Origin of the sequence: Gemmobacter caeruleus (assembly GCF_008271655.1) — a bacterium.
GTDB classification, from domain to species: Bacteria; Pseudomonadota; Alphaproteobacteria; order Rhodobacterales; family Rhodobacteraceae; genus Gemmobacter; species Gemmobacter caeruleus.
In genome coordinates, this window is sequence record NZ_VKKX01000033.1 from 1 (window position 1) to 21,483 (window position 21,483).

20 protein-coding genes are annotated in these 21,483 nt (G+C 66.8%); 10 read left to right on the forward strand and 10 right to left on the reverse strand.

All coding sequences use genetic code 11. The features are described 5' to 3' along the window. From FOA17_RS19900 to FOA17_RS10735, 8 genes are all read left to right on the forward strand, one after another. The coding region (locus FOA17_RS19900; protein ID WP_203232309.1) for a hypothetical protein at positions 1-334 on the forward strand (334 nt) is incomplete at its 5' end. A gap of 185 nt (positions 335-519) precedes the next feature. Beyond that, on the forward strand, positions 520-960 hold the full coding sequence (locus tag FOA17_RS10705) for a DUF805 domain-containing protein (protein ID WP_149141487.1): 441 nt from the start codon (positions 520-522) through the stop codon (positions 958-960). Then, complete coding sequence (locus FOA17_RS10710) at positions 960-1,703, forward strand: hypothetical protein (RefSeq protein WP_149141488.1); 744 nt, start codon at positions 960-962, stop codon at positions 1,701-1,703. The genes FOA17_RS10705 and FOA17_RS10710 overlap by 1 nt, the downstream gene beginning before the upstream one ends. Continuing rightward, a complete protein-coding gene (locus FOA17_RS10715) occupies positions 1,696-3,051 on the forward strand; it encodes a hypothetical protein (RefSeq protein WP_149141489.1) in 1,356 nt (451 codons plus the stop codon). Before FOA17_RS10710 ends, FOA17_RS10715 begins: the two co-directional genes overlap by 8 nt. Further along, a complete protein-coding gene (locus FOA17_RS10720; protein WP_238991791.1) occupies positions 3,038-4,033 on the forward strand; it encodes an AAA family ATPase in 996 nt (331 codons plus the stop codon). Before FOA17_RS10715 ends, FOA17_RS10720 begins: the two co-directional genes overlap by 14 nt. Continuing rightward, positions 4,033-5,340 (forward strand): DUF58 domain-containing protein, encoded by a 1,308-nt coding sequence (locus tag FOA17_RS10725; RefSeq protein WP_149141490.1) that lies wholly within the window; start codon positions 4,033-4,035, stop codon positions 5,338-5,340. The genes FOA17_RS10720 and FOA17_RS10725 overlap by 1 nt, the downstream gene beginning before the upstream one ends. Beyond that, positions 5,337-6,365, forward strand: coding sequence for a stage II sporulation protein M (locus FOA17_RS10730; protein WP_149141491.1), 1,029 nt, complete (start codon positions 5,337-5,339; stop codon positions 6,363-6,365). Before FOA17_RS10725 ends, FOA17_RS10730 begins: the two co-directional genes overlap by 4 nt. Then, positions 6,362-7,255 (forward strand): RDD family protein, encoded by an 894-nt coding sequence (locus tag FOA17_RS10735; RefSeq protein ID WP_149141492.1) that lies wholly within the window; start codon positions 6,362-6,364, stop codon positions 7,253-7,255. The genes FOA17_RS10730 and FOA17_RS10735 overlap by 4 nt, the downstream gene beginning before the upstream one ends. Positions 7,256-7,290: 35 nt before the next feature. Here FOA17_RS10735 and FOA17_RS10740 read toward each other — a convergent pair whose 3' ends face one another. From FOA17_RS10740 to FOA17_RS10785, 10 genes are all read right to left on the reverse strand, one after another. Continuing rightward, positions 7,291-7,494, reverse strand: a complete 204-nt coding sequence (locus FOA17_RS10740; RefSeq protein WP_149141493.1) for a YgaP family membrane protein — start codon at positions 7,492-7,494, stop codon at positions 7,291-7,293. A gap of 26 nt (positions 7,495-7,520) precedes the next feature. Continuing rightward, positions 7,521-8,807 carry an NAD(P)/FAD-dependent oxidoreductase gene (locus FOA17_RS10745; RefSeq protein WP_149141494.1) on the reverse strand — a complete coding sequence of 429 codons (1,287 nt, stop codon included), beginning with the start codon at positions 8,805-8,807 and terminating at the stop codon, positions 7,521-7,523. A 92-nt stretch (positions 8,808-8,899) separates the two neighbouring features. Further along, positions 8,900-12,079 carry an efflux RND transporter permease subunit gene (locus FOA17_RS10750; protein ID WP_149141495.1) on the reverse strand — a complete coding sequence of 1,060 codons (3,180 nt, stop codon included), beginning with the start codon at positions 12,077-12,079 and terminating at the stop codon, positions 8,900-8,902. After that, on the reverse strand, positions 12,072-13,055 hold the full coding sequence (locus tag FOA17_RS10755; protein WP_420841710.1) for an efflux RND transporter periplasmic adaptor subunit: 984 nt from the start codon (positions 13,053-13,055) through the stop codon (positions 12,072-12,074). The genes FOA17_RS10750 and FOA17_RS10755 overlap by 8 nt, the downstream gene beginning before the upstream one ends. A gap of 121 nt (positions 13,056-13,176) precedes the next feature. Beyond that, the gene (locus FOA17_RS10760; protein ID WP_149141497.1) at positions 13,177-14,241 is read right to left on the reverse strand and encodes a DUF475 domain-containing protein; all 1,065 of its coding nucleotides are present in this window, start codon (positions 14,239-14,241) and stop codon (positions 13,177-13,179) included. 221 nt (positions 14,242-14,462) lie between these two features. Continuing rightward, on the reverse strand, positions 14,463-15,098 hold the full coding sequence (locus FOA17_RS10765; RefSeq protein ID WP_149141498.1) for a response regulator transcription factor: 636 nt from the start codon (positions 15,096-15,098) through the stop codon (positions 14,463-14,465). Positions 15,099-15,128: 30 nt separating this feature from the next. Continuing rightward, entirely contained in the window at positions 15,129-15,521 is a 393-nt protein-coding gene (locus tag FOA17_RS10770) for a hypothetical protein (RefSeq protein ID WP_203232310.1), read from the reverse strand. 95 nt (positions 15,522-15,616) lie between these two features. Then, positions 15,617-17,692, reverse strand: a complete 2,076-nt coding sequence (locus FOA17_RS10775) for a hybrid sensor histidine kinase/response regulator (protein ID WP_149141500.1) — start codon at positions 17,690-17,692, stop codon at positions 15,617-15,619. Continuing rightward, on the reverse strand, positions 17,692-18,165 hold the full coding sequence (locus tag FOA17_RS10780) for a putative pterin-binding protein (protein WP_162528232.1): 474 nt from the start codon (positions 18,163-18,165) through the stop codon (positions 17,692-17,694). Before FOA17_RS10780 ends, FOA17_RS10775 begins: the two co-directional genes overlap by 1 nt. 91 nt (positions 18,166-18,256) lie before the next feature. Beyond that, positions 18,257-18,676, reverse strand: coding sequence for a MarR family winged helix-turn-helix transcriptional regulator (locus tag FOA17_RS10785; RefSeq protein WP_149141502.1), 420 nt, complete (start codon positions 18,674-18,676; stop codon positions 18,257-18,259). A 114-nt stretch (positions 18,677-18,790) separates the two neighbouring features. Between FOA17_RS10785 and FOA17_RS10790 the strand changes: the two genes are divergently transcribed. Beyond that, positions 18,791-20,131: a hypothetical protein gene (locus tag FOA17_RS10790; protein WP_149141503.1), complete on the forward strand. Its 1,341-nt coding sequence runs from the start codon at positions 18,791-18,793 to the stop codon at positions 20,129-20,131. 82 nt (positions 20,132-20,213) lie between these two features. Further along, complete coding sequence (locus tag FOA17_RS10795; protein ID WP_149141504.1) at positions 20,214-21,482, forward strand: ABC transporter substrate-binding protein; 1,269 nt, start codon at positions 20,214-20,216, stop codon at positions 21,480-21,482. The last annotated feature ends 1 nt before the right edge of the window (position 21,483 follow it).

A 21,483-nucleotide genomic window follows, 5' to 3' on the forward strand; every position in this document is an offset into this window, starting at 1 on the left:
GCCAAGTCCCCTCAGGAACAAGACCCACAAACGTGAAGCTGACACTCACATCATCGCCGAAGCTAGTGAGCCGATATGCAAACGTCCGCCGTCGAAAACGACCAAACCGCCCGCATATCCCTTCATTTCCATCAATGTCAAAGAGCACCCGAAGAACAAAAACCAGCACCGCGCCTCTTACTTGGCGCGCCGCCAACCTCATCTCCAGTCCCGCTTCAGCCTCAACCGCTGCGGTGAAGCGGCTTCTAGACCCACCCAACAAAACCCGCAAGCCAAAAATCACTCCCCAAACGCTTTTTCTTCACCAAACAACAAATCTCCCTTGTTTCATTGAGCCTATGATCAGCATCCAGGCAGCCCAACCACGCGGGAACCAGAACGCCAGCCCCGAGGGCAAGGAGAATCGGCGCAGGATACCGCCTGAACCTGCGCCTGATCTTCGGCTTTCGCATTGGGGTTGCGCGCGGGGTGTAACGGGCGCTAGATTCAATCCGTAGCGATCTTCAGGAGTTCGAAAAAATGGGATTCTCCCAAGCGATTCAAACGGTTCTTGTTCGGAAATATGCGACATTCTCGGGGCGGGCCGCGCGTTCCGAATATTGGTGGTTCGCGCTGTTCACCTTTCTTGCGGTCTTCGTGCTGATGATCCCCGCCATGATGACGATGGATTTCAGCACGGGCGAGCCTTCGACCCTGTCCTTCATCTTCTTCGGCCTGCTCGGGATCTTCTATCTGGCGATTCTGATCCCCACGATCGCCGTGGGCGTGCGCCGGCTGCATGACCGCAACATGTCGGGCTGGTGGTATCTGGGCTTCATCGCGGCGAGCTTCATCCCCTTTGTGGGCTTCCTCGCCTCGATCGCCATGCTGGTGATCTTCTGCCTGAAGGGCACCGATGGCGACAACCGCTTTGGCCCCGATCCGCTGAAGCCGATGGGCCGCGCCGATATCTTCGCCTGATGCGGCGAAGCCTTGCGGGCCCGGCGATCCTCGTCGGGCTTGCGCTTCTGACGCCCGCCGCCCGCGGGCAGGAGCGCGCGAGACTGGATGAGACGGTGACGCCCGCCCGCAGTGCCGCGGGACAGGCGGCGGCGGATCTTGCCGCGCGCCAGGGCATTCATGCCGAAATGACCTATGCGACCCGGATCACAGGCGATCTGTCCACTGGCTGGACCGAGGTCGCGCGCCCGGAAAGCCGCGCCGATCCGGCGGGACTGCGTCCGGTGATGGGGCGGGGTTCCACGCTGGTTGTCGTGCTGGTGCTGCTGGTGGCGCTGCTCTTGTGGTTGCGCTTTGGCGGGGCGGGGATGTTGCTGCGCCGCGCGCCCGAAACCCCGCGCCAAAAGACAGCCGCGCCCGAGGCCTGGAACATCAGCGCCGAAGATCAGGCGGGCGACCCCCGCGCCTTGCTGGAACGGATCGCCGCCATGCCCGACCGGAGCGCGGCGCTGGTGCTGCTGTTGCGGCATTGCCTGCTGGCCGCCGCAGGCGAGACCGATACAAGGCTGGCCCGCGCCGATACGGAACGCACGGCCTTTCGTCGTGTGCCGTCCCCCTGGCGGCAAAGACCCGCGCTGCGCCGCATCCTGGAGGCGGCAGAGCTGGCCCATTATGGCGGGCATCCGGTGACGGAACCGGGCTTTGCCGACGCGCTCGATCTCGGGCGGGGGATCTTGCTGAAGCAGGGGGCGGCGCATGCGTGACCGCGTGCCGCTGATCCTTGTAGCGGTCCTGGTTCTGGGCGGGCTGGCGGGGCTGGTGCTGCTGCGCCCGTCAGAGGAGGGGCGGCTGAACGCCTCGGTCATCGGGGTCGATCTGCTGGCGCCGGTGCTGCGCGCATCGGGGCTGGAGGTCGAGCGGTCGAACCCCCGCATCCGCCCCGATATCGAGGAACTGTCGCTGCGCATCCTGCCGCTATACGACACCGATCTGGCGCAAGAGGCGCGCGAACCCGCCACACAGCGTCAGGCGTTTTACGCCACCACCCTGCGCGATGTGACGCTGTCGGATGTGGCCGCGCGCCATTACGGCATGCCGACGCTGATCATGCTGCCCAAATGGGTGGCGGGCACGGTCACCAGCGAAATCGCGCATGAAAGCGTGCTGATCCCCAAGGCCGGGCTGGCGCGCCTGACCGGCCAGCTGGGGGTGGGCAGTCTGCGCCTGCGTCGCGATATCCATGGCATGTGGCAGGCCCCGCTGGAGCTGGCGCCCGGCGTCCGCGCCACGCTTACCCTGTTCGAGCCGCAATTGTTCGACGCCGCGCGCCTGCCCGATATCTGCAAGCCGGAACTGGCGGTCGATGCGGGGGTGCTGCTGGCGCGCTGTCGCTGGCCGCAAAGCGGCTTTGACAGTTTCGTGCTGTCGGATCCGGATCTGTTGAACAATCACGGGCTGACGCTGGGCGAGAATGCCACCCTCGCGGTCGCGCTGATCCGGCGCCTGTCGGGCGCCGCCGATGACGGCGAAAAGAACATGCGTGCCGCGCCCCTGCCCGCCGCCGAGCGCCGCATCTATATCGACACCGAGGGCGAGAACCTCGTCACCTGGTATGATTATGATGACGAGCGGCGCGCCTATGACCGCGACGCGCTTGACCTCGCGCGGTTCTTCGCGCCGCCCTTTACCGCGCTTTGGGCGATGCTGCTGATCGTGCTGGGCATCGCCTTCTGGCGCGGCAGCCTGCGCTTTGGCCCGGCGCGGCCGGCAACACTGGACACGCCCGAGCAGTCGAAGACCGCCGCGATTGCCACCAATGCCCGGCTGCTGCGGATCGCCGGGCATGATGCGCGCATGGTGGCCGATCTGGTGCAGGCCAACCTGTCCGATCTGGCGCAGACCACCTTTGGCCGCGCCGCCGGCGCCGGGGCGCAGGGCCGGGCGCGGCTGTTTGCCCATCTTGCGCGCCGCGACGCCGCCGCGACCGCCGAATTGCAGGCGGTCGCCGCCCGTCTGACCGACCCCGAACACCGTCTGCCGCCACAGGATCTGCGCCGGCATCTCGATACCTTTCGCCGCTTGCTGGAGAGATTGACCCATGTCCCAGGATGAAATGCCCCCGGTGGTCGCCACCGCGCCGGCCATGACGCTGGAGGGGTTCCAGACCCTTGCCGATGCGCTGCGGCACGAGATTCGCCGGGTGATCCAGGGACAGGATGCCCTGATCGACATGCTGCTGGTGTCGCTGTTCGCGCGCGGGCATTGCCTGCTGGAAGGGCCGCCGGGCACCGCCAAGACCTTGCTGGCGCAATGCCTGTCGCAAGTGTCCACCCTTGCCTTCGGTCGGGTGCAATTCACCCCCGACCTGATGCCGGGCGATGTGCTGGGGGTGAACCTGTTCAACTTCCAGACCGGCGAGTTCCGGCTGACTCGTGGCCCGATCTTCACCGATATCCTGCTGGCCGACGAGATCAACCGCGCCCCGCCCAAGACCCAGTCGGCGCTGTTGCAGGCGATGAACGAACGCGAGGTGACGATCGACGGCACGACCTGGCCGCTGGGGGCCGAGTTCTTTGTGATCGCTACCCAGAACCCGATCGAACAGCACGGCACCTATCCGCTGCCCGAGGCGCAGCTGGACCGTTTCCTGTTCAAGCTGCTGGTCGATTTCCCCGATCGCGAGGCCGAAATCGGCATCCTGTCGCGCGGCACCCGCGCGCCGGTGGGCGATGGCCGCGCACCGCTGGTCGCGGTGATGGATCGCGGCCTGTTGCAGCAGGGGCATGCGCTGGTCGATGCAATCCGGCTGGATGACAGTATCGTGCGCTATATCGTCGATCTGGTCCGCGCGACGCGCACCGATGCCGAGGTGCTGCACGGCGCCTCTACGCGGGCTGCCGCCGCGCTGGCGGGGGCGGTGCGGGCGCGGGCGGCGCTTGACGGGCGCGCCTATGCGCTGCCCGATGACGTGCAGACCCTGTTCCTGCCGGCCATGCGCCATCGCGTGATCCTGGGGCCGACGGCCGAGATCGAGGGTCGCAGCCCCGATGATGTGCTGACCGCGATCCTCAACCGGCAGGACGCGCCGCGCTGATGCGCCCGTCGCGGCATATGCTGGCACTGGTGCTGGGGCTCGCTGCGCTGTCGGTGGGGCTGGTGATCCTGCGGCCGCAGGATCACGGGCTGGTGCTTTTGCCCTGGGCAGGGCTTTTGCTGCTGGCGCTGGCCGATCTGGCGCTCAGCATTCCCGCGCGCGGGCTGCACCCCGCGGTGAGCCTGCCCGCGCAGGGCTTTGCCGGGCAGCGGGTCACGCTGGATGTCACGCTGACGGGCAAGCGCCTGCCGCCCCGGCTGGAACTGCGGCTGGGCCATGACGCCGGCATTGATCCGGTGCCGACCGAGCCCGCCCCCCTGCCGCCCGGCGCCGGGGCGGTCACGCTGCGCCAGCCGCTGATGCTGCGCGACCGGGGCGCGCAGCGGCTGACCCGGCTCTGGCTGCGCTATGCCTCGCGGCTGGGGCTGTTCGAGGTGCTGCCGACCTGGCCGCTCGATCTGTCGATCCGGGTCCTGCCCGATATCGGCCCGATCCTGTCCGGCGCGATCCAGGCGCAGATGCTGCCGCTGCTGGACGGCGCCCATGTCATGCAGTTGCGCGGCGAAGGGTCGGAGTTTCACCAGCTCCGCGATTTTGTCCCCGGGATGGATCCGCGCAGCATCGACTGGAAACGCTCGGCCCGGGTCAATGCGCTGGTCGCCCGGGAAACCCGGGTCGAGCGCAATCACCAGATCGTCCTGTGTCTGGATTGCGGGCATCTGATGGGCGAAAGGCTGGGCGCGCTGTCCAAGCTGGATCACGCGATCCATGCCGCGCTGGCGCTGACCTGGGCCAGCGGCCTTGCGGGCGACAATGTGGGGTTCTACAGCTTTGGCGCGCGCCCGCAGCCCTATATCCCGCCGCGTCCGGGCCGCGCCGCCTTTGGCCAGATCCAGCAGGCCTGCACCGATCTGCATGGCGACGAGGCCGAAACCAACCACACGCTTGGCCTTTCGGTGCTGAACGGCAAGCTGAAGCGGCGGTCGCTGGTCGTGGTGTTTTCCGATTTCGTGGACAGCACCTCGGCCGAGTTGCTGGTGGAAAATCTGGCGGTGATGCAGCGCCAGCATGTCGTGCTCTATGTCGCGCTGCGCGACCCGGCGATGCAGGCGCTGACCCGGCCGGCCGGGTCTGACATGGATGACGTGGCGCAGGCCATCGCGGCGACGCGCATCGCGCAGGAACGGCTGGCGGTGCTGGACCGGCTGAACCGGCTGGGCATCCATTGCCTCGATGCGACGCCGACCGACCTGACCGCCGCGCTGATCTCGCGTTATATCGAGATCAAGGCGAAGGAGATGATATGACCCCCGCCGCGCCCGCCCCTGCCCCCGCCGTCGATCCGATCCGCTCTGCCCGGTTCCGCACCGAGCGCGAGGCGGGCTGGTTGCGGCTGGATGTGCTGTTGCGCAAGGCCGAACGCGACGGCACCGCCGCCCTTGGCTATGACGAGGCCCTGGAGCTGGCCAGCCTTTATCGGCAGGCGATGAACGCGCTGTCGGTGGCGCGGGCCATCTCGATGGACAAGGCGCTGCTGACCTATCTTGATGCGCTTTGCGCCCGGGCCTATCTGGTGGTCTATGCCCCGCAGGAAAGCCTGCGCGGCCTGATCGGGCGGTTGCTGGTGCAGGGCATTCCGCAGGCGGTGCGGCGGTCGCTGCCGGCGCTGCTGATCGGCGCGCTGGCGATGATGCTGGGCGCCGTGCTGGGCGCCGTGCTGTTCGATGTCGATCATAGCTGGTTCTACACCTTCGTGCCCGGCGGGCTGGCCGATGGCCGCACGCCCGAAGCCAGCACCGCCTATCTGCGCAGCACGCTGTTCGATGGCGGGCCGGGCGATCATGACGGGCTGGGCAGTTTCGCGACCTTCCTGTTTTCGCACAATACGCAGATCGCCATCCTGACCTTTGCGCTTGGCGTCTTTCTCACCCTGCCCAGCTTTGTGCTGACCTTTTACAACGGGCTGGTGCTGGGCGCCTTTTGGCAGATGTTCGCGTCCAAGGGGCTGGGCTATGAACTGGCGGGCTGGCTGTCGATCCATGGCGTGACCGAAATCGCCGCGATCTGCATCGCCTGCGCGGGCGGGGCGCAGCTTGGCCTTGCCGTGCTGCTGCCGGGTGACGAGACGCGGCGCGATGCCCTGCGCAGCCGCGGGCGCGACGCGGTGAAGCTGATGATCCTGGCGGGGCTGATGCTGGTCTGTGCGGCGGTGCTGGAGGGGTTCTTTCGCCAGATCGTGCAGACGACCGAGATCCGGCTGGCGGTCGGCTGGGGCATCGGCGCACTGTGGTTTGCCTGGCTGGCGCTTGCCGGGCGGGAGGCGCGGGCATGAAGACCTACGCCCCCACCGGACTGCCCGCATGGGAGGCGCGCGGCCTGCTGCGCCATACCCCGCCGGAAAGCGTGCCGATCACCTTTCGCCTTTCCACCCCGGGCGCGCGGTTCGGGGCACAGACGCTGGATATCCTCATCACCTATGGCGGGGTCTTGCTGGCCATCATCGGGCTGACCTGGACGGGGGCGTTTTCCTGGAACGGGCTGATCACCTTTTACGCCCTGCTCACGTTCTTCATGCGGGTGCCCTATTACATCCTGTCGGAACTGGTCTGGAACGGGCGGACGCTGGGCAAGCGGATGGTCGGTATCCGCGTCATCAGCCTGGACGGGCGGCGGCTGACCCCCCACCAGATCGTCGCGCGCAATCTGATGAAAGAGGTGGAGGTGTTCCTGCCGCTGGCCACGCTGTTCGGTGCCAGCACGATGGATATCTGGCTGGGCGGCGCCCTGTCGGCCTGGATGATCGCCACGCTGCTGGTGCCGGTGTTCAGCAAGCTCAATCAACGGCTGGGCGACATGGTGGCGGGCACGGTGGTGGTGGATAACCCCCGGCCGGTGCTGTTGCCCGATCTTTCGGCGCAGGCCGCCGCGCGGGGCTATGAATTCCGGGCCGAGCATCTGGATATCTACGGCCGCTATGAATTGCAGACCCTGGAGGCGATTCTGCGCGAACCGCCGAAATCGCCCGAGGCGCGCAAGCGGGTCAGCGAGGTGGCCCAGACCATCCGCAAGCGGATCAGCTATGACGAAGACCTGCCCGAAAGCCGCGAATGGGATTTCCTGCTGGAATTCTACCGCCAGCAGCGGGAATATCTGGAAAGCCGCCACCTGTTCGGGGATGCGCGTGAAAACAAGTTCCACGCAGCGACGGGCGGCCAGGGCTGACCGCCCCACCCTGCGGCGGGGCGGTGATCATCCCGTCACTTGAAGGCACAGCCTTCGCGGATGCCAAGCGCCTTGAACAGGCTGGCCGCCGGGCAAAAGCCGGTGAACGAGGACTGGATCAGGTTCAGACCGATGAAGACGGTGAACCAGATGAACAGCGGCGACACGAACATCGTCAGCACCACGCTCAGCAGCACCATGCAGCCGGCGAACAGCATCACGGAACGATCAAGGGTCATGGCTTTCTCCTGTCAAATCCGGGGCCTCAGCCCTCGGAGGTTTCTTTCAGCTTGTCGATGCCCAGCACCTTGAGCGCGAGGCTTTCATAGAACGGTTCCGAGGTGCCGGCCTTCAGCTTGCGCATGAAGTATTTTTCAAAGCCCACCTTGGCCAGATGCACCCATTTGCCCGAAGACGACCAGTTCACGTTGCGCGGCGGGATCTGCGGCTGCGCGACAAAGGCGATGCCCCCGTCGCCGAAATCGGCGAGGCAGACGGCGTTCCACGACCCCACGCGGTCGGGTTCCTTGCCGCGCACCAGATTGCCGATGTTATGGGCGGTGGCCGTCACCATACTTTCGATCATGAAGCCGGTCTTGGGCACGCCGCAGGGCACCGGGGTCGGCCCCATGGGCGGGATCGCGACGCAGACGCCGACGGCAAAGACATTGGGGTATTTCGGATTGCGCTGATGCTTGTCCACGATGGTAAAGCCGCGCGGATTGCTCAGCCCCTCGATGCCGGAGACGGGCTTGATGCCGCGAAACGCGGGCAGCATCATGGAAAAGGCGAAGGGCAGTTCCTTTTCGGCCTTCACGCTGCCATCGTCGGCGATCTCCTCCACCACCATCTTGCCGTCCTCCACCCGTTTCACCCGGGTCGAGGTCATCCATTTGATGTGCTTGCCGCGCATCTCGGATTCGAGCAGGCCCTTGGTATCGCCCACGCCATCCAGCCCCAGATGCCCGACATAGGGTTCCGAGGTGACAAAGGTCATCGGGACGCGGTCGCGCACCTTGGCCTTGCGCAGCGCGGTTTCCAGGATGAACAGAAACTCATAGGCCGGGCCAAAGCAGCTTGCGCCCTGCGCCGCGCCGATGATCACCGGGCCGGGGTTCTTGACCAGCTTTTCAAACACCTCGCGCGCCTGTTCGGCGTGATCGACATGGCAGACCGACTGGGTGAAACCGCCATGCGGGCCAAAGCCCTCGATCTCGTCAAAGGCCAGTTCCGGGCCGGTGGCGATGACCAGATAATCGTAGCTGACCGACTGGCCATCCACCAGTTCGATACGGTTTTCCGCGGCATGCAGGCGTTCGGCGGCGACGGGGATGAAGTCGATCCCCTTGCGCGCCATGGTGGGGGCCAGATCGACGGTGATGTCGTCGCGGTCGCGCCAGCCCACGGCGATCCAGGGGTTCGAGGGCACGAAATGGTATTTCGGATCCTTGGTGACGACCGTCACCTTGTCTTCCTTGCGAAGCTGGTCCTTCAGCTCATAGGCCATGATGGCCCCGCCCAGACCCGCCCCCAGAACGACGACATGCGCCATGGTCTTTCCTCCTGTGAAAGGCCCTGCGCTCTCCTCTTGCGGCGGGCCGGTTTCCTTTGGCCCGCCGCGCGACCGGCGGGCCGGTTCTTTGGTCAGGTGCGGAACACCCGGTAGATGGCCGGAATCACCAGCACCGTCAGCAGGGTCGAGGTCAGCAACCCGAACAGCAGCGAAATGGCGAGGCCCTGAAAGATCGGGTCAGCCAGGATCACCACGGCGCCGATCATCGCGGCGATTGCCGTCAGCAGGATCGGCTTGAACCGGATCACGCCGGCATGGATCAGCGTCTCCACCGTCACGGCGCCTTCGTGGCGGATGAAATCCACCAGCAGGATCGAGTTGCGCACGATGATCCCGGCCAGCGCGATGAAGCCGATCATCGAGGTGGCGCTGAAGGGCGCGCCGAACAGCCAATGCCCGGTCATGATGCCCAGAAAGGTCAGCGGGATCGGCGTCAGGATCACCAGCGGCAGCTTGAACGACCCGAATTGCGCGACCACGAGGATATAGATCCCCAAAAGCGCCACGGCAAAGGCCGCGCCCATGTCGCGGAAGGTGACCCAGGTCACTTCCCATTCGCCATCCCACAGCAGCGTCACGCCGCTTTCATCCTCGGGCTGGCCATGCAACGCGATGGCGGGGGCGCCGGGCTGGCCCTCCAGCGCATCACCCACGGCCAGCATGCCGTAAAGCGGCGCCTCGAAATCACCGGCCAGATCGGCCGTCACCATTTCGGCATAGCGGCCATTATGGCGAAAGATCGGGAAGCTGGCCTTTTCCTCGGTCATGCGGATCACATCGCCCAGTTCGACCACCCCGCGGGCGCCCGGCTGCACATTGGCCGGGATCGGCGTCGTCAGCGCACGTTCATCCAGCACGCGGTCCGATTTCGGCCGCTCCAGCGTGATCGGGATCGGATAGCGCCCGTCGCCGCGATGCGAATAGCCCACCACCTGCCCGGAATTGAGCAAGGCGACCGTATCGAACACGTCCTGTTCCTGTACCCCGAAGAAATCCAGATCGTCCGACGAAATCGTCGCGCGCAGCCGCCGGGCCTGCTGGCCAAAGCTGTTATCCACATCGACGATGAAGGGCACCTGCCGGAAGGCGGCCTCGACCTGCGCGGCGGCGGCGCGGCGGGTTTCGGCATCGGGGCCATAGATCTCGGCCAGCAGCGTGGCCATGACCGGCGGGCCGGGCGGCGGTTCCACCACCTTGAGGCTGGTGCCTTCGGGCAGGCTCAGCGCGGCCAGTTGCGCCCGCAGATCCAGCGCGATGTCATGGCTGGTGCGGTCGCGGTCGGCCTTGGGCGTCAGGTTGATCGCCACCTCGCCCAATTGCGGTTCCTGCCGCAGATAGTAATGCCGCACCAAGCCGTTGAAGTTGAAGGGCGCCGCGGTGCCGGCATGGGTCTGCACGCTGATCGCCTCGGGCAGGCCCATGACGATGCGGCCCACATCCTGCGCCACGCGGTCGGTCGCCTCGGTCGAAGATCCTTCGGGCATGTCGATCATCACCGACAGTTCCGACTTGTTGTCGAAGGGCAGCAGCTTGACCGTCACGTCGCGGGTATAAAGCAGCGACAGCGACCCGAAAGACAGCACGATCGTGACCAGAAGGAAGGTCAGGCTGCGGCGCTTGCTGGCGAGGATCGGCGCGGCGATGCCGGCATAGGCGCGTTCCATCCAGCCGGGCCGGTGGCCCTCGGCATGGCTCTCGTGCAGCGGCGCCTTGCCGGCGATCTTGACCATGAGCCAGGGCGTCACGATCACCGCCACGAAGAACGAAAAGATCATCGCGGCCGAGGCATTGGCCGGAATGGGCGACATATAGGGGCCCATCAGCCCGCTGACGAACAGCATGGGCAGCAATGCGGCCACCACGGTCAGCGTGGCGACGATGGTGGGGTTGCCGACCTCGGACACCGCGTCGATGGCGGCCTTCACCCGGTCGCGCCCGTCCTTCATGCCCCAGTGCCGCGCGATATTCTCGATCACCACAATGGCGTCATCGACCAGAATGCCGATGGAAAAGATCAGCGCGAACAGGCTGACGCGGTTGAGCGTGTAGCCCATGATCCAGGCCGCAAACAGCGTCAGCAGGATCGTCACCGGAATGACGATGGCCACCACGATGCTTTCGCGCCAGCCGATCGCCACCAGCACCAGCGCGATGATCGACACCGTGGCCAGGCCCAGATGGAACAGCAGTTCATTGGCCTTTTCATTGGCCGTCTCGCCGTAGTCGCGGGTGATCGTCAGCGCCACCGTATCGGGGATCAGCCGGCCTTGCAGGCTTTCCACCCGGTGCAGCACCTGTTCGGCCACCACCACCGCATTGGCGCCCGCGCGCTTGGCAATGGCCAGCGTGACCGAGGGGGTGCGCGTGATCCCCGTCTCGCCCCGCGTCAGGGTGGAGACGATGTGATCCGAGGTGTCGGGCACAAAGCTGACCTCGGCCACGTCCGAGACATAGACCGGCCGCCCGTCGCGGGTGGTCAGCAGCAGGTTCGCCACCTCGGCGGGCGCGGTCAGGGTCTGACCCGCGACCAGATCGACCTCTTGCCCCGCGTCGCGCAGCTTGCCCGCGTTCAGCGTGCGATTGGCCTGTTGCACCTTGCCCGCCAGCGCCTGCAAGGTCACGCCATAGAGTGCCAGCCTGTCGGGGTCGGGCGCGATGCGGATCGCCTCGGTCGCCTCGCCGACGATATAGGTCAGGCCGACATTTTCGGTCTTGGTCACCTCGGCTTGCAGGCTGCGGGCGATGCGCGTCAGATCGGCGGGCAGGATATCGGCGCCCGGCTTGCCCGCAAGCGTCAGGTTCAGGATCGCCACATCGTCGATGCCGCGCCCCACGATCAGGGGTTCCGGCACGCCCACCGGGATCCGGTCCATATTGGCGCGGATCTTGTCATGCACCCGCAGCACCGCATCCTCGGCCCGGGTGCCGACCTCGAACCGCGCCATGACCAGCGCGTAATCGTCGCGGGTCTGGGAATAGACATGTTCGACATCGTTGATGCCCTTGACCAGAACCTCCATCGGTTCGGTCACCAGCTTCACCGCGTCTTCGGCCTTCAGCCCCGGCGCCTGCACATGGATATCCACCATGGGGACCGAGATCTGCGGCTCTTCCTCGCGCGGGAGCGAGACCAGCGCGACCAGCCCCGCCGCCAGCGCGGCCAGAATGAACAGCGGCGTCAGCGATGACCGGATGAAGGCCCGCGTCAGGCCGCCAGCGATGCCGAGCGGGTGTTTTTGCAGCTTACTCATGGGCGGCCCCAGCCTCGGGCGCCTGCACCAGCACCTTGTCGCCGGCTTGCAGGCCGGTCAGGATCTCCACCCCGTCGGGCATGTGCTGACCCGGCACCACGGCGCGCAGCATCACGCCCTGGGGCGTTTCGACGCCCACGAAATCCAGCCCGTTGCGGGTGACGATGGCAGAGGCCGGCACCACCAGCGCGTCATGCTGCCCCGAGGGCAGGCGCACCAGCACGCGGGCATCCACGAAACGGTCCGACAGGCCCGGCACATCGACATCGGCGACCACGCGGCCCCCCTCGATCAGCGGATAGACCTTGACGATGCGCCCCTCTGCGCCGTCCTGCGCCGATCCGGCCAGCGCCCCGTCGATGAAGATCGGATCGCCCTCTTGCAGCCCCTGGGCGTGGCGCTCCGGCACGGCCAGACGCAGGAAAGTGCCCCCGCCGCCCAGTGTCGCCACGGCCTCGCCCGGCATGAGAACGGCGCCGCGCGCCACCGGCACATCCAGCACCCGGCCGCCCACCGGCGCCAGCACGCTGCCTTCGGCCTGCTGCTGCAAGACCACATCGGCCTGCGCCACCAGTGCCGCCAGTTGCCCGCGCAGCACATCGACCTGGGTGCGCAGCGCATCCAGCCGCTGCTGGGTGGTCACACCCTGCTGGCGCAGATCCTCGCCGCGCTTGAGGTCGGTTTCGGCATTGGCCAGTTGCGCCTTCAGCGCCGCCTCTTGCGATTGCAGCGACGCGAGCTGGAAGTTCAGCTTTTCATCGACGATCCGCGCCAGCGGCTGCCCCGCCGCGACGGTATCGCCCTCTTGCACCGTCAGTTCGACCAGCGTGCCGCCCAGACGCGCGCGGGCCGGAATGCGGTCACGCGCCTCGACCCGGCCATAGACGGCCTTCCAATCCGTCACCTTTTGCGGTGCCAGTTCCAGCGTTTCAGCGGAGGCCACACCCCAGAGACTCATCAGGACCAGGGCGGACAGGGAAAGGGCAATACGCATGAGTCTCGTCCTCTGACTGTTCGGACCAGACATATATTAATTTTTGAATTTGTAAATATGATGGCAAAGAAAAAGGGCCAGGCTTTCGCCCGGCCCCCCTTTTTCACTCCGCCGGATGCGGATGTGCCCTGTTCCACCGGATCGAGGACCAGAGCGCGATGCCGATCAGCCCCGCGCCGCCCAGGCCCGTGATGACCTCGGGAATATGGACCAGCGTCTGCACATACATGATCACCGACAGGATCAGGATCGCGTAAAACGCCCCATGTTCCAGATAGCGGTATTCGGCCAGCGTGCCGCGTTCGACCAGCATGATGGTCATCGACCGCACATACATCGCCCCGATCCCCAGACCGATCGCGATGACAAACAGGTTCTGGCTCAGCGCAAAGGCACCGATCACCCCGTCAAAGGAAAAGCTGGCATCCAGAACTTCCAGATACAGAAACGCGCCCAGACCGCCCTTGGCCGCCGTCACCGTGGCCTCTTGCGAGCGGTCGAGAAAGCCGCCCAGCACCTCTACCAGCAGGAAGGTCAGCAGGCCGTAGATCGCCGAATAGACAAACACGTCGCGTTCCTCGCCATGCAGCAGGCGCGAGAACAGCAGCGCCACGATCAGCACGAAGGCGATCTCCACCCCCTTGACGCTGGCATATTCCGACATGCGGCGTTCCAGCCAGCCGACCCAGTGGATTTCCTTTTCGTTGTCAAAGAAATAGCTCAGCGCCACCATCATCAGGAAGGTGCCGCCAAAGGCCGCGATCGGCAGATGTGCCTCCTGCATGATGCGGGCATATTCCGCCGGCCGTGCCGCCGCCATGATCAGCGCGTCGATCGGGCCGACATGGGCGGCGATCACCACGATCAGCAGCGGAAACACGATGCGCATGCCAAAGACGGCGATGATGATGCCCCAGGTCAGAAAACGGTGCTGCCAGGCCGGCGTCATATCCTTGAGCTTGTTGGCATTGACGATGGCATTGTCGAAGGAAAGCGAGATCTCCAGCACCGCCAGCACGGCGCAGATGAAGAACACCGTGAACATGCCCGACAGCGTGCCGGTGGCTTCCCAGCCCAGCCAGGCGCCCAGCAGCAGGCCGATCACGGTCGAGATGATCGCCCATTTCAGATAGGCGAACAGGGGTTTACGGGTGATTGCGGTTGTCATGGTCTTGCCCCCGTCAAGGGGCGGGTCGCACCAGTGGCGCAACAGGTGATCGCGGCGGACATGAAAGTCGATCCATCGGCGCGTTTTCCCTCGCAGTGCCGACATCGCAGGAACGCCGATTTTCCTGCCAGAGGGGCCCGGTCACCGAGTGAGCGCGCGGGTCACGTCCCGCGCCGCGCCGCATCTAGCGCGCGTCCGTGCCCGAGTCAATCTGCCCGCGATCAGCTGGGCAGAAGCTCGGCCGCGATGATGGCGGCATGGGTGCGGTTGCGGGCGCGCAGCTTGGTGCAGATCGACCGGACATGCATCTTGACCGTCACCTCGCTGATCGCCATGCGGCCGGCGATTTCCTTGTTCATCGCCCCGGCGCGGATGCAGCCCAGCACCTGCAATTCGCGCGGGGTCAGGCTGTCCAGCGGCGGCGGCAGCCGCGTAGGCCGGTCAAAGCCGGGCGGCAGCCAGACCTTGCCATCGAGGATCTGCCGCAGCGCCGCCGCCAGTTCGCGCGCGGCCGTGCTTTTGGGAATATAGCCGGCAAAGCCCTTGGCCAGCGCGTCATTCACCGTCTCGCGCCGGACCATGCCGGAAAACAGCACCACCGGCCGCCCCCCATGCGCGCGCACCAGATCGGCCGATTCCGCCAGGCTGCGCGAATCTGGCAGCGCGAAATCCAGCAGGATCAGGTCGAAAGGCCCGTTTTCCGCCAGCGCGCTGCGGGCGGCGGCCAGGGTCGGCACCGTCTCCACGCTGAAGCCGCCCTGCGCCGTCAGATGCGCGGCGACAAGGTCGCGCACAAGATCGTGGTCATCCACGATCAACAGGCGCACCGGGGCGGCCAGGGCTTCGGGTTCGGTCATGCGGTCCACTTCCTCCTGCGTGGCGGCAGACTAGCACCAATCGCCCGCAGGAACAGCGCTTTCCGGCAGCAGATGGGCCGGTAGTTCCGCCAGCGCGCGCGCCCAGATCCCGCGCATCTCGGCCAGTGCGGCATCGGGGCGGGTGCCGGCGCGCAACGCGGCCTCCAGCCGCTCCAGCCCCGCCAGGGGGGCGACAAGGCCCGCCATGGCGGCCGAGCCACGCAGGCGGTGAATCTGTTCGGCCTGCGCCTCGGGTGACTGCCCGCCGTCATGCAGCGCGGCGGCCCCCTCTTGGTGCAGGCGGTCGATCAGCGCCCGCCGCTGCGCCAGCGGCAACAGCGCCCGCAGATCGGCGATCACGCGCGCGTCCATGTCTTGCCCGGCGGCCGCGGTCCCGTTCTGCACCGCCTGCCCCGCGATCACCGGCCGCAACCCGGCAAGGGTCAGCGGCTTGGCCAGAATTTCGGTCAGCCCCTCGGCGCGGAAACGTTCCAGCTCTTCCGGCAGGCCATGCGCGGTCAGGGCGACGATGCGCGCCTGACCCGAGGCCCCCCGGCCCGGATGGCACGGGTCGCGGTCAGCCCGTCCATCCCGGGCATGGAAATATCCATCAGGATCAGGTCAAAGGGATAAAGCCGGGCCAGCGCGACCGCCTCGGCGCCGTCGGCGGCTTCGGTCACGTTCTGGCCCAGATGGCGCAGCATCTCGCGCAGGACCAGCCGGTTGGTCGGGTTGTCCTCGACGATCAGGATTTCCTGCGCGGGCAGCACCCCCTCATCGGGCAGCGGCGCGCGGTCACCCGGGGCGACGGGGGTGCCGGGCGGCAGCGGCACAGCAAAGCGAAACACGCTGCCCTGCCCCGGCGCGCTGGAAACGCCCAGCGTGCCCCCCATCCGTTCGACCATGCGGCGCGCGATGCCAAGGCCCAGGCCGGTGCCCTCGGTCGCGCGGTCATAGCCGGTTTCCAGCCGCTCGAACGGATCAAAGATCGTCTCCAGCCGATCGGCGGCGATGCCGGCGCCGGTATCAACGACCTCGACCGTCAGCATCTGGTCGCGCGCCCCGCCGGCAAGTCCCGCACGCAGGGTAATGGCGCCGTTCTGGGTGAATTTGGCGGCATTGCCCACCAGATTGGTCAACACCCGTTTCAGGCTGCGGCGCGGCCCGTGCAGCCAGACCCCCGCCAGATCGGGCGCCTCGACCGTGATGCTGTTGCCATGGCGGGCGGCCAGCGGCGCCATCTCCTCCGCCAGATCGCGCAGCAGCGCGGCCATGTCGAAATCGGTCGCGGCTTCCAGCACCGAATCGTCGCCCAGCCGGGCGAGTTCCAGCACGTCATTCACCTGATCCAGCGCCGATGCCGCCGCGCGTTCGGCGATTTCCAGAAAGCGTTGCTGCTTGCGGTTGGGCCTTGCGGTGCGCATCAGGATATCCAGCGCGGCGATCACCCCGTTCAGGGGCGTGCGCATTTCGTGGCTCATCATGGCAAGGAAGCGGGTCTTGGCCTCTGCCGCCTGCACGGCGGCATCGCGCGCGGCACGCAACGAGGTTTCGTGCCGGCGCTGCTCTGACACGTCTTGCAGGAACAGAAAGCGCAGCGGCGCGCCGTCGGTATCCTGACCGGCGGCGATGACCAGTTCGGTCGGGCGTTCGGTGCCGTCGGGCAGCAGCACGCCCACCTCCACCCGCCGTTCGTCGGGGGCGTCGATGCCCATCCCGGCAGGATCGAGCGCGCCTTCCCGCAGCCCCCCCGCCGGCAGGGCCAGCAGCCGCGCGACGGGTTGGCCGATCACCGCGCTGTCGGGCCGCCCCAACAGCCGGGTCGCCGCCGCGTTGACGCCGCGCACATGGCCACCCGGGCCGATCACGATCACCCCGTCGCCCGTCGCGGCCAGCAGGCTTTCCAGATTGCTGCGGGCGCGGGCGGCCTCGGCATGGCGCAGGCGCAGCCGGTCGCCCAGCGACCGCAGCATCCAGGCGGTGCTCAGCAACAGCAGGATCAGCGTGATGCCCACCAGCGCGCTGCCGGTAAGCAAATCCGCCAGGCTTTCGCGCGACCGGGTCGCCGCCTCGATCTGAAGCGCCAGCGCCTGCAACGCGAATTGCCGCATGGGGCGGCGCAGCGCCGCGGTTTCATGGCGGGCGGCGGGCAGGTTCATCGCCAGCAACGCATCGGGCACGTCGATCAGCCGACGCAGCCGCTCGCTCCCCTCCAGCACGCGCTGCCAGTCATCGCCGCCCTGCAACACGCCCAGGACCGGCGCGCGGGCCATATAGCGGTCCACGGTCGCGATCCGGCTCAGATAGATGTCGACCGCTTCGCGCAGCGGGGTCAGAGCGGCCTGCGGACGGGTCGTGCCCAGCACGATATCCAGCTTCAGCAGTTCCACCTCGGTCTGCGCGACAAGCCAGGTCGTGTTGTCGGTCTGGGCGCTGCGGGCATCGTCCAACCGCAGGCTGATCGTATAGCCGATGGCGATCAGCACGCCGATCCCCACCAGCACGACGATGGTGATCGACCAGAGCCGATCCTGCAACCAGCGCAGCCGCCGCGCCAGGGGCGAGGCGGCCCCGCTGCCGGCCTCATCGGCCATCAGGGCAGGCCCACGACGGCCACAAGCTGCCAGACACTTGCGGCATAGATGCCTTCGTCGGCAAATTCCGTCCCCCGGTCATAGGGGTAGACCAGCCAGAGCGGGCCGTTGTCGCGCACGCCAAAAGGGGCGCCGTCGCGGCGGGTGGCGATGATGGGCCAGCCCTCGGTCAGATCGGCCAGGTCCAGATCGGCGAAATAGTCGTTCAGCGCCCAAAGCTCGACCTTGCCGGCGGTGATACCGGCCTTGCGCAGCACCGTCAGCAGGGCGGGGCCGGCAAAGCGGACCTTGCCCTCGGTCCAGATGGTCGAGGTTTCAAAGCTGATCTGCGGCAGTGATTCCAGCGTGGCGCGGTCAAAGGCCACCTCCTGCCCATTGGGGGTGGTGACGCGCAACAGCACGTCCTGCGCCTGCGACATGGTGCCGGCAAGCAGCATCAGGATCACCGACATGAGCGCGGCAAGAACCCTCACCCCATTGCCCCCGGATTGGCCATACCCCTTGCGCCTAGCGCGACTCCCCGCGCGGGTAAAGCACTCTTATGGTCAGGTGGCGGGTGCGCGCTCAGGTCAGGCGCGACAGAAGCGCCATCAGCGTGGCCTGTTCGGCCCGGTTCAGCGGTGCCAGCCCCTGTTCCATCGCCGTCACGGCCGGCGCATAAAGCCGCCGCACCAGATCGCGGCCGCTTTCGGTGATTTCGACCGTCAGGCGGCGGCGGTCGGCGGGGTCGGCGCGGCGGCGCACATGGCCCAGCTTTTCCAGCCGGCCCACCACGCCCTTGACCGTCGCCGCATCCATCGAGGCCTCGCGCCCGAGATGGTTCTGGCTCAGCGCGCCCATCTGATCGAGCCGCACGAGCGCCGCGAATTGCATCGTGGTCACTTCGGGGATCAGCCGGGCAAAGATGCCCTGATAGCGCTGCACCGCGCGGCGCAGCTGATAGCCATACTGGTCTTCCAGGATATAGGGCGCGGGCTCTGTCATGATCCGCCCCTAAACGATGCGCCGCCCGGCTGGCAAGGCTTTTGGCGGTTTTGCCTTGATCCCGCGGGCGGCTTGCGCGCATCTGGCGCGAACCGTAACGCCCGGGGGTCTGTCATGCACCGCCTGCCCGTCCTTGCCGCGCTGATCCTGCTGGCAGGCCCCGCGCTGGCCTGCGCGCTGCCGCCGTCGATCGTGCTGACCCTGCCCACCGGCTATTACATGGCCGCCGCCGCCGCGACGGTGGCGCTGACCGCCTGGCTGGCGCGGCACGGGGCGCCGGCGGGTCTGGCGCCGCGCGTGCTGTGGACGGCGCGCTGGACGCCGCCGCTGATGCTGACCTCTTACCTGTCGCTGCTGGGCTTGATCGGGCTGCTGTTCCTGGGCTTTGCCGGCGCGCGCGATCCGATGCACAACCTGCTGACGCTGATCGTCTGGACCGGGATCTGGGTCGCGCTGCCGCTGGCCTCGATGCTGCTGGGCAATCTGTGGCAAGGGCTGAACCCCTGGACCGGGATCGTCCGGCTGACCCGGCAGATGCTGGGGCGGCAGGGCGGTATCGGGCTGGCGCGGCTGGGGCATTGGCCGGCCGTGGCGGGGCTGCTGGCCTTTGGCTGGTTCATGCTGGTCTCGCTGTCGCCCGACGATCCGCTGGTGCTGGCGCGGGTGATCACCGTCTATCTGCTGGTGATCTACATTCTGGCCGTGCTGGAGGGCGAAGACTGGCTCGCGAGGGGGGAGTTCCTGACCGTCTACCTGACCGCGCTGTCGCGGCTGGCGCCGATCTGGCGCGAAGGTGGGCGGCGGTTGATCGGCCTGCCCGGCGCGCAGATTCCGGGTCTGCCGCCGCTGACACGGTCAGAGATCGCGTTCCTTACGCTGATTCTGGCGATCCTGACCTTTGACGGGCTGATGGAGACGTTTTTCTGGCTGGCCCTGATCGGGGAAAACCCGCTGGAATTCACCGGCCGTTCCGCCGTGCGCGGGGTGAATAGCGCCGGCCTGCTGGCCGCCTGGGCGCTGACCGCCGCCACCATTCTGGGCGCGGCCCGCTGGGGGGCGCATCTCGGACGGGTGCCGGTGCCGGCGGGGGCGGTGCTGCTGTCCTTTCTGGCCATCGCGGCGGGGTATCACGCCGCGCATTACCTGCTGACGCTGCTGACCGCCGGGCAATACACGCTGTCGGCGCTGAACGATCCGTTCTTTCGCGGCGATGCGCTGCTGGGGCTGGAGCCGTTCTATGTCTCCATGGGGTTCCTGACCGACCCCGCCACCATGCGCCTGATCTGGAACCTGCAATTCGCGCTGATCCTGGGCGCGCATCTGCTGGCGCTGGTGCTGGCGCAGCGGCTGACCCCGGCCGGCACGGCGCCCCGCGCGCATCTGCCGATGACCATCCTGATGGTGCTTTACACGGTTCTGGGGCTCTGGCTCTTGTCAACCGCCCGGGGGCTGTGACATAACTATCTGCAAACATTGATAAATTCATGTGCGCACCAACAATATCGGCCCGGCCCAGCCGGCCCCATTGGAGACGACCATGACCCATCTTCCCCGCCGCTGTGTTCTGGCCGGACTGGCCGCCGGCTCGGCGCTGGCGCTGTCGCCCGCGCGTTTCGCGATGGCGCAAAGCGCCGCCCCGATCAAGCTGGGCTTCCAGTTGCACCGCACCGGGATCGGCGCCTCGTATGGCCGCTGGTATGAACGCACCGCTCAGGCCGCGCTGACCCGGGTGAATGCCGCCGGCGGCATCAATGGTCGCCCCGTCGAAATCGTGTTCGAGGATGACGGCACCGACCCCAAGCGCGGCGCCGAGGTGGTGGACAAGCTGGTGTCGCAACATGGCTGCGACCTGATCTTCGGGCCGCTGTTTTCGCATGTGGTGATCGGTTCGGCGCCGCGCGCGGGCGAGTTGAAGGTGCCCTATCTGGTCTGCTCCGAAGGCTATCACGTCGCCTCGGGCATGCTGAACCGCTGGACGCTGCAACCGGGCATCACCGATGTCCGCGCGCAGGTCAGTTCGATGGCGCCCTGGGTCACCTCGACCCTGGGCAAGAAGGTGACGATGGTCTTCCCCGACTATGCCTTTGGCCATGACCACCGCGATTTCTTTACCGCCGCAGTCGAGGCTCAGGGCGGGCAGATCGTGGCCAAGATCGCGGTGCCGCCGACCGAAACCTCGTTCACCCGCTATTTCCCGCAGATCCCGGCCGATACGGATGTGCTGTATCACGTCATGGTCGGCCCGGCGGTGCTGACCTTCGTGAAAGAACTGGGCGAATTCTACGGCAGCGGCGCGCGCCCGCAGATCTTTGGCTTCATCGACAGTCTGGAAGCGGTCGATCTGGCCGGGCCGGGGCTGGAATTCCTGGAAGGCACGCATTTCTGGGAGGGGCATTGCCGCGTGAAACAGGCCGATGCCCCGGCATGGGAAGGCGAATACCGCGCCGCCGTGGGCGTCGATGACAATGGCGCCTCGGTCTCGGATGCCAAGGACGTCGCGACCTATGCGCATATGTTCTCGGTCTGGGAAACGCTGTCGGTCATCAAGCAGGGGATGGAGGCCGCGGGCTATCAATCCACCGCCGACCGACAGAAATTCGTCGAGGCGGTCGAGGCGATGACAGGCTTTGACGCCGGGCTGGACCATGTGCAGGGCACCAAGACCTTCAACGGCAAGACCCACCAGGTCTTCGGGCAGCAGTTCATCTCGAAGGTCGAGGGGGGCAAGCTGATCCGCGTGCATGCAACCGCGATCGAGGATGGTCTTTATCCCGATGCCGTGGATTATACCACGCAGAGCTTCTGAC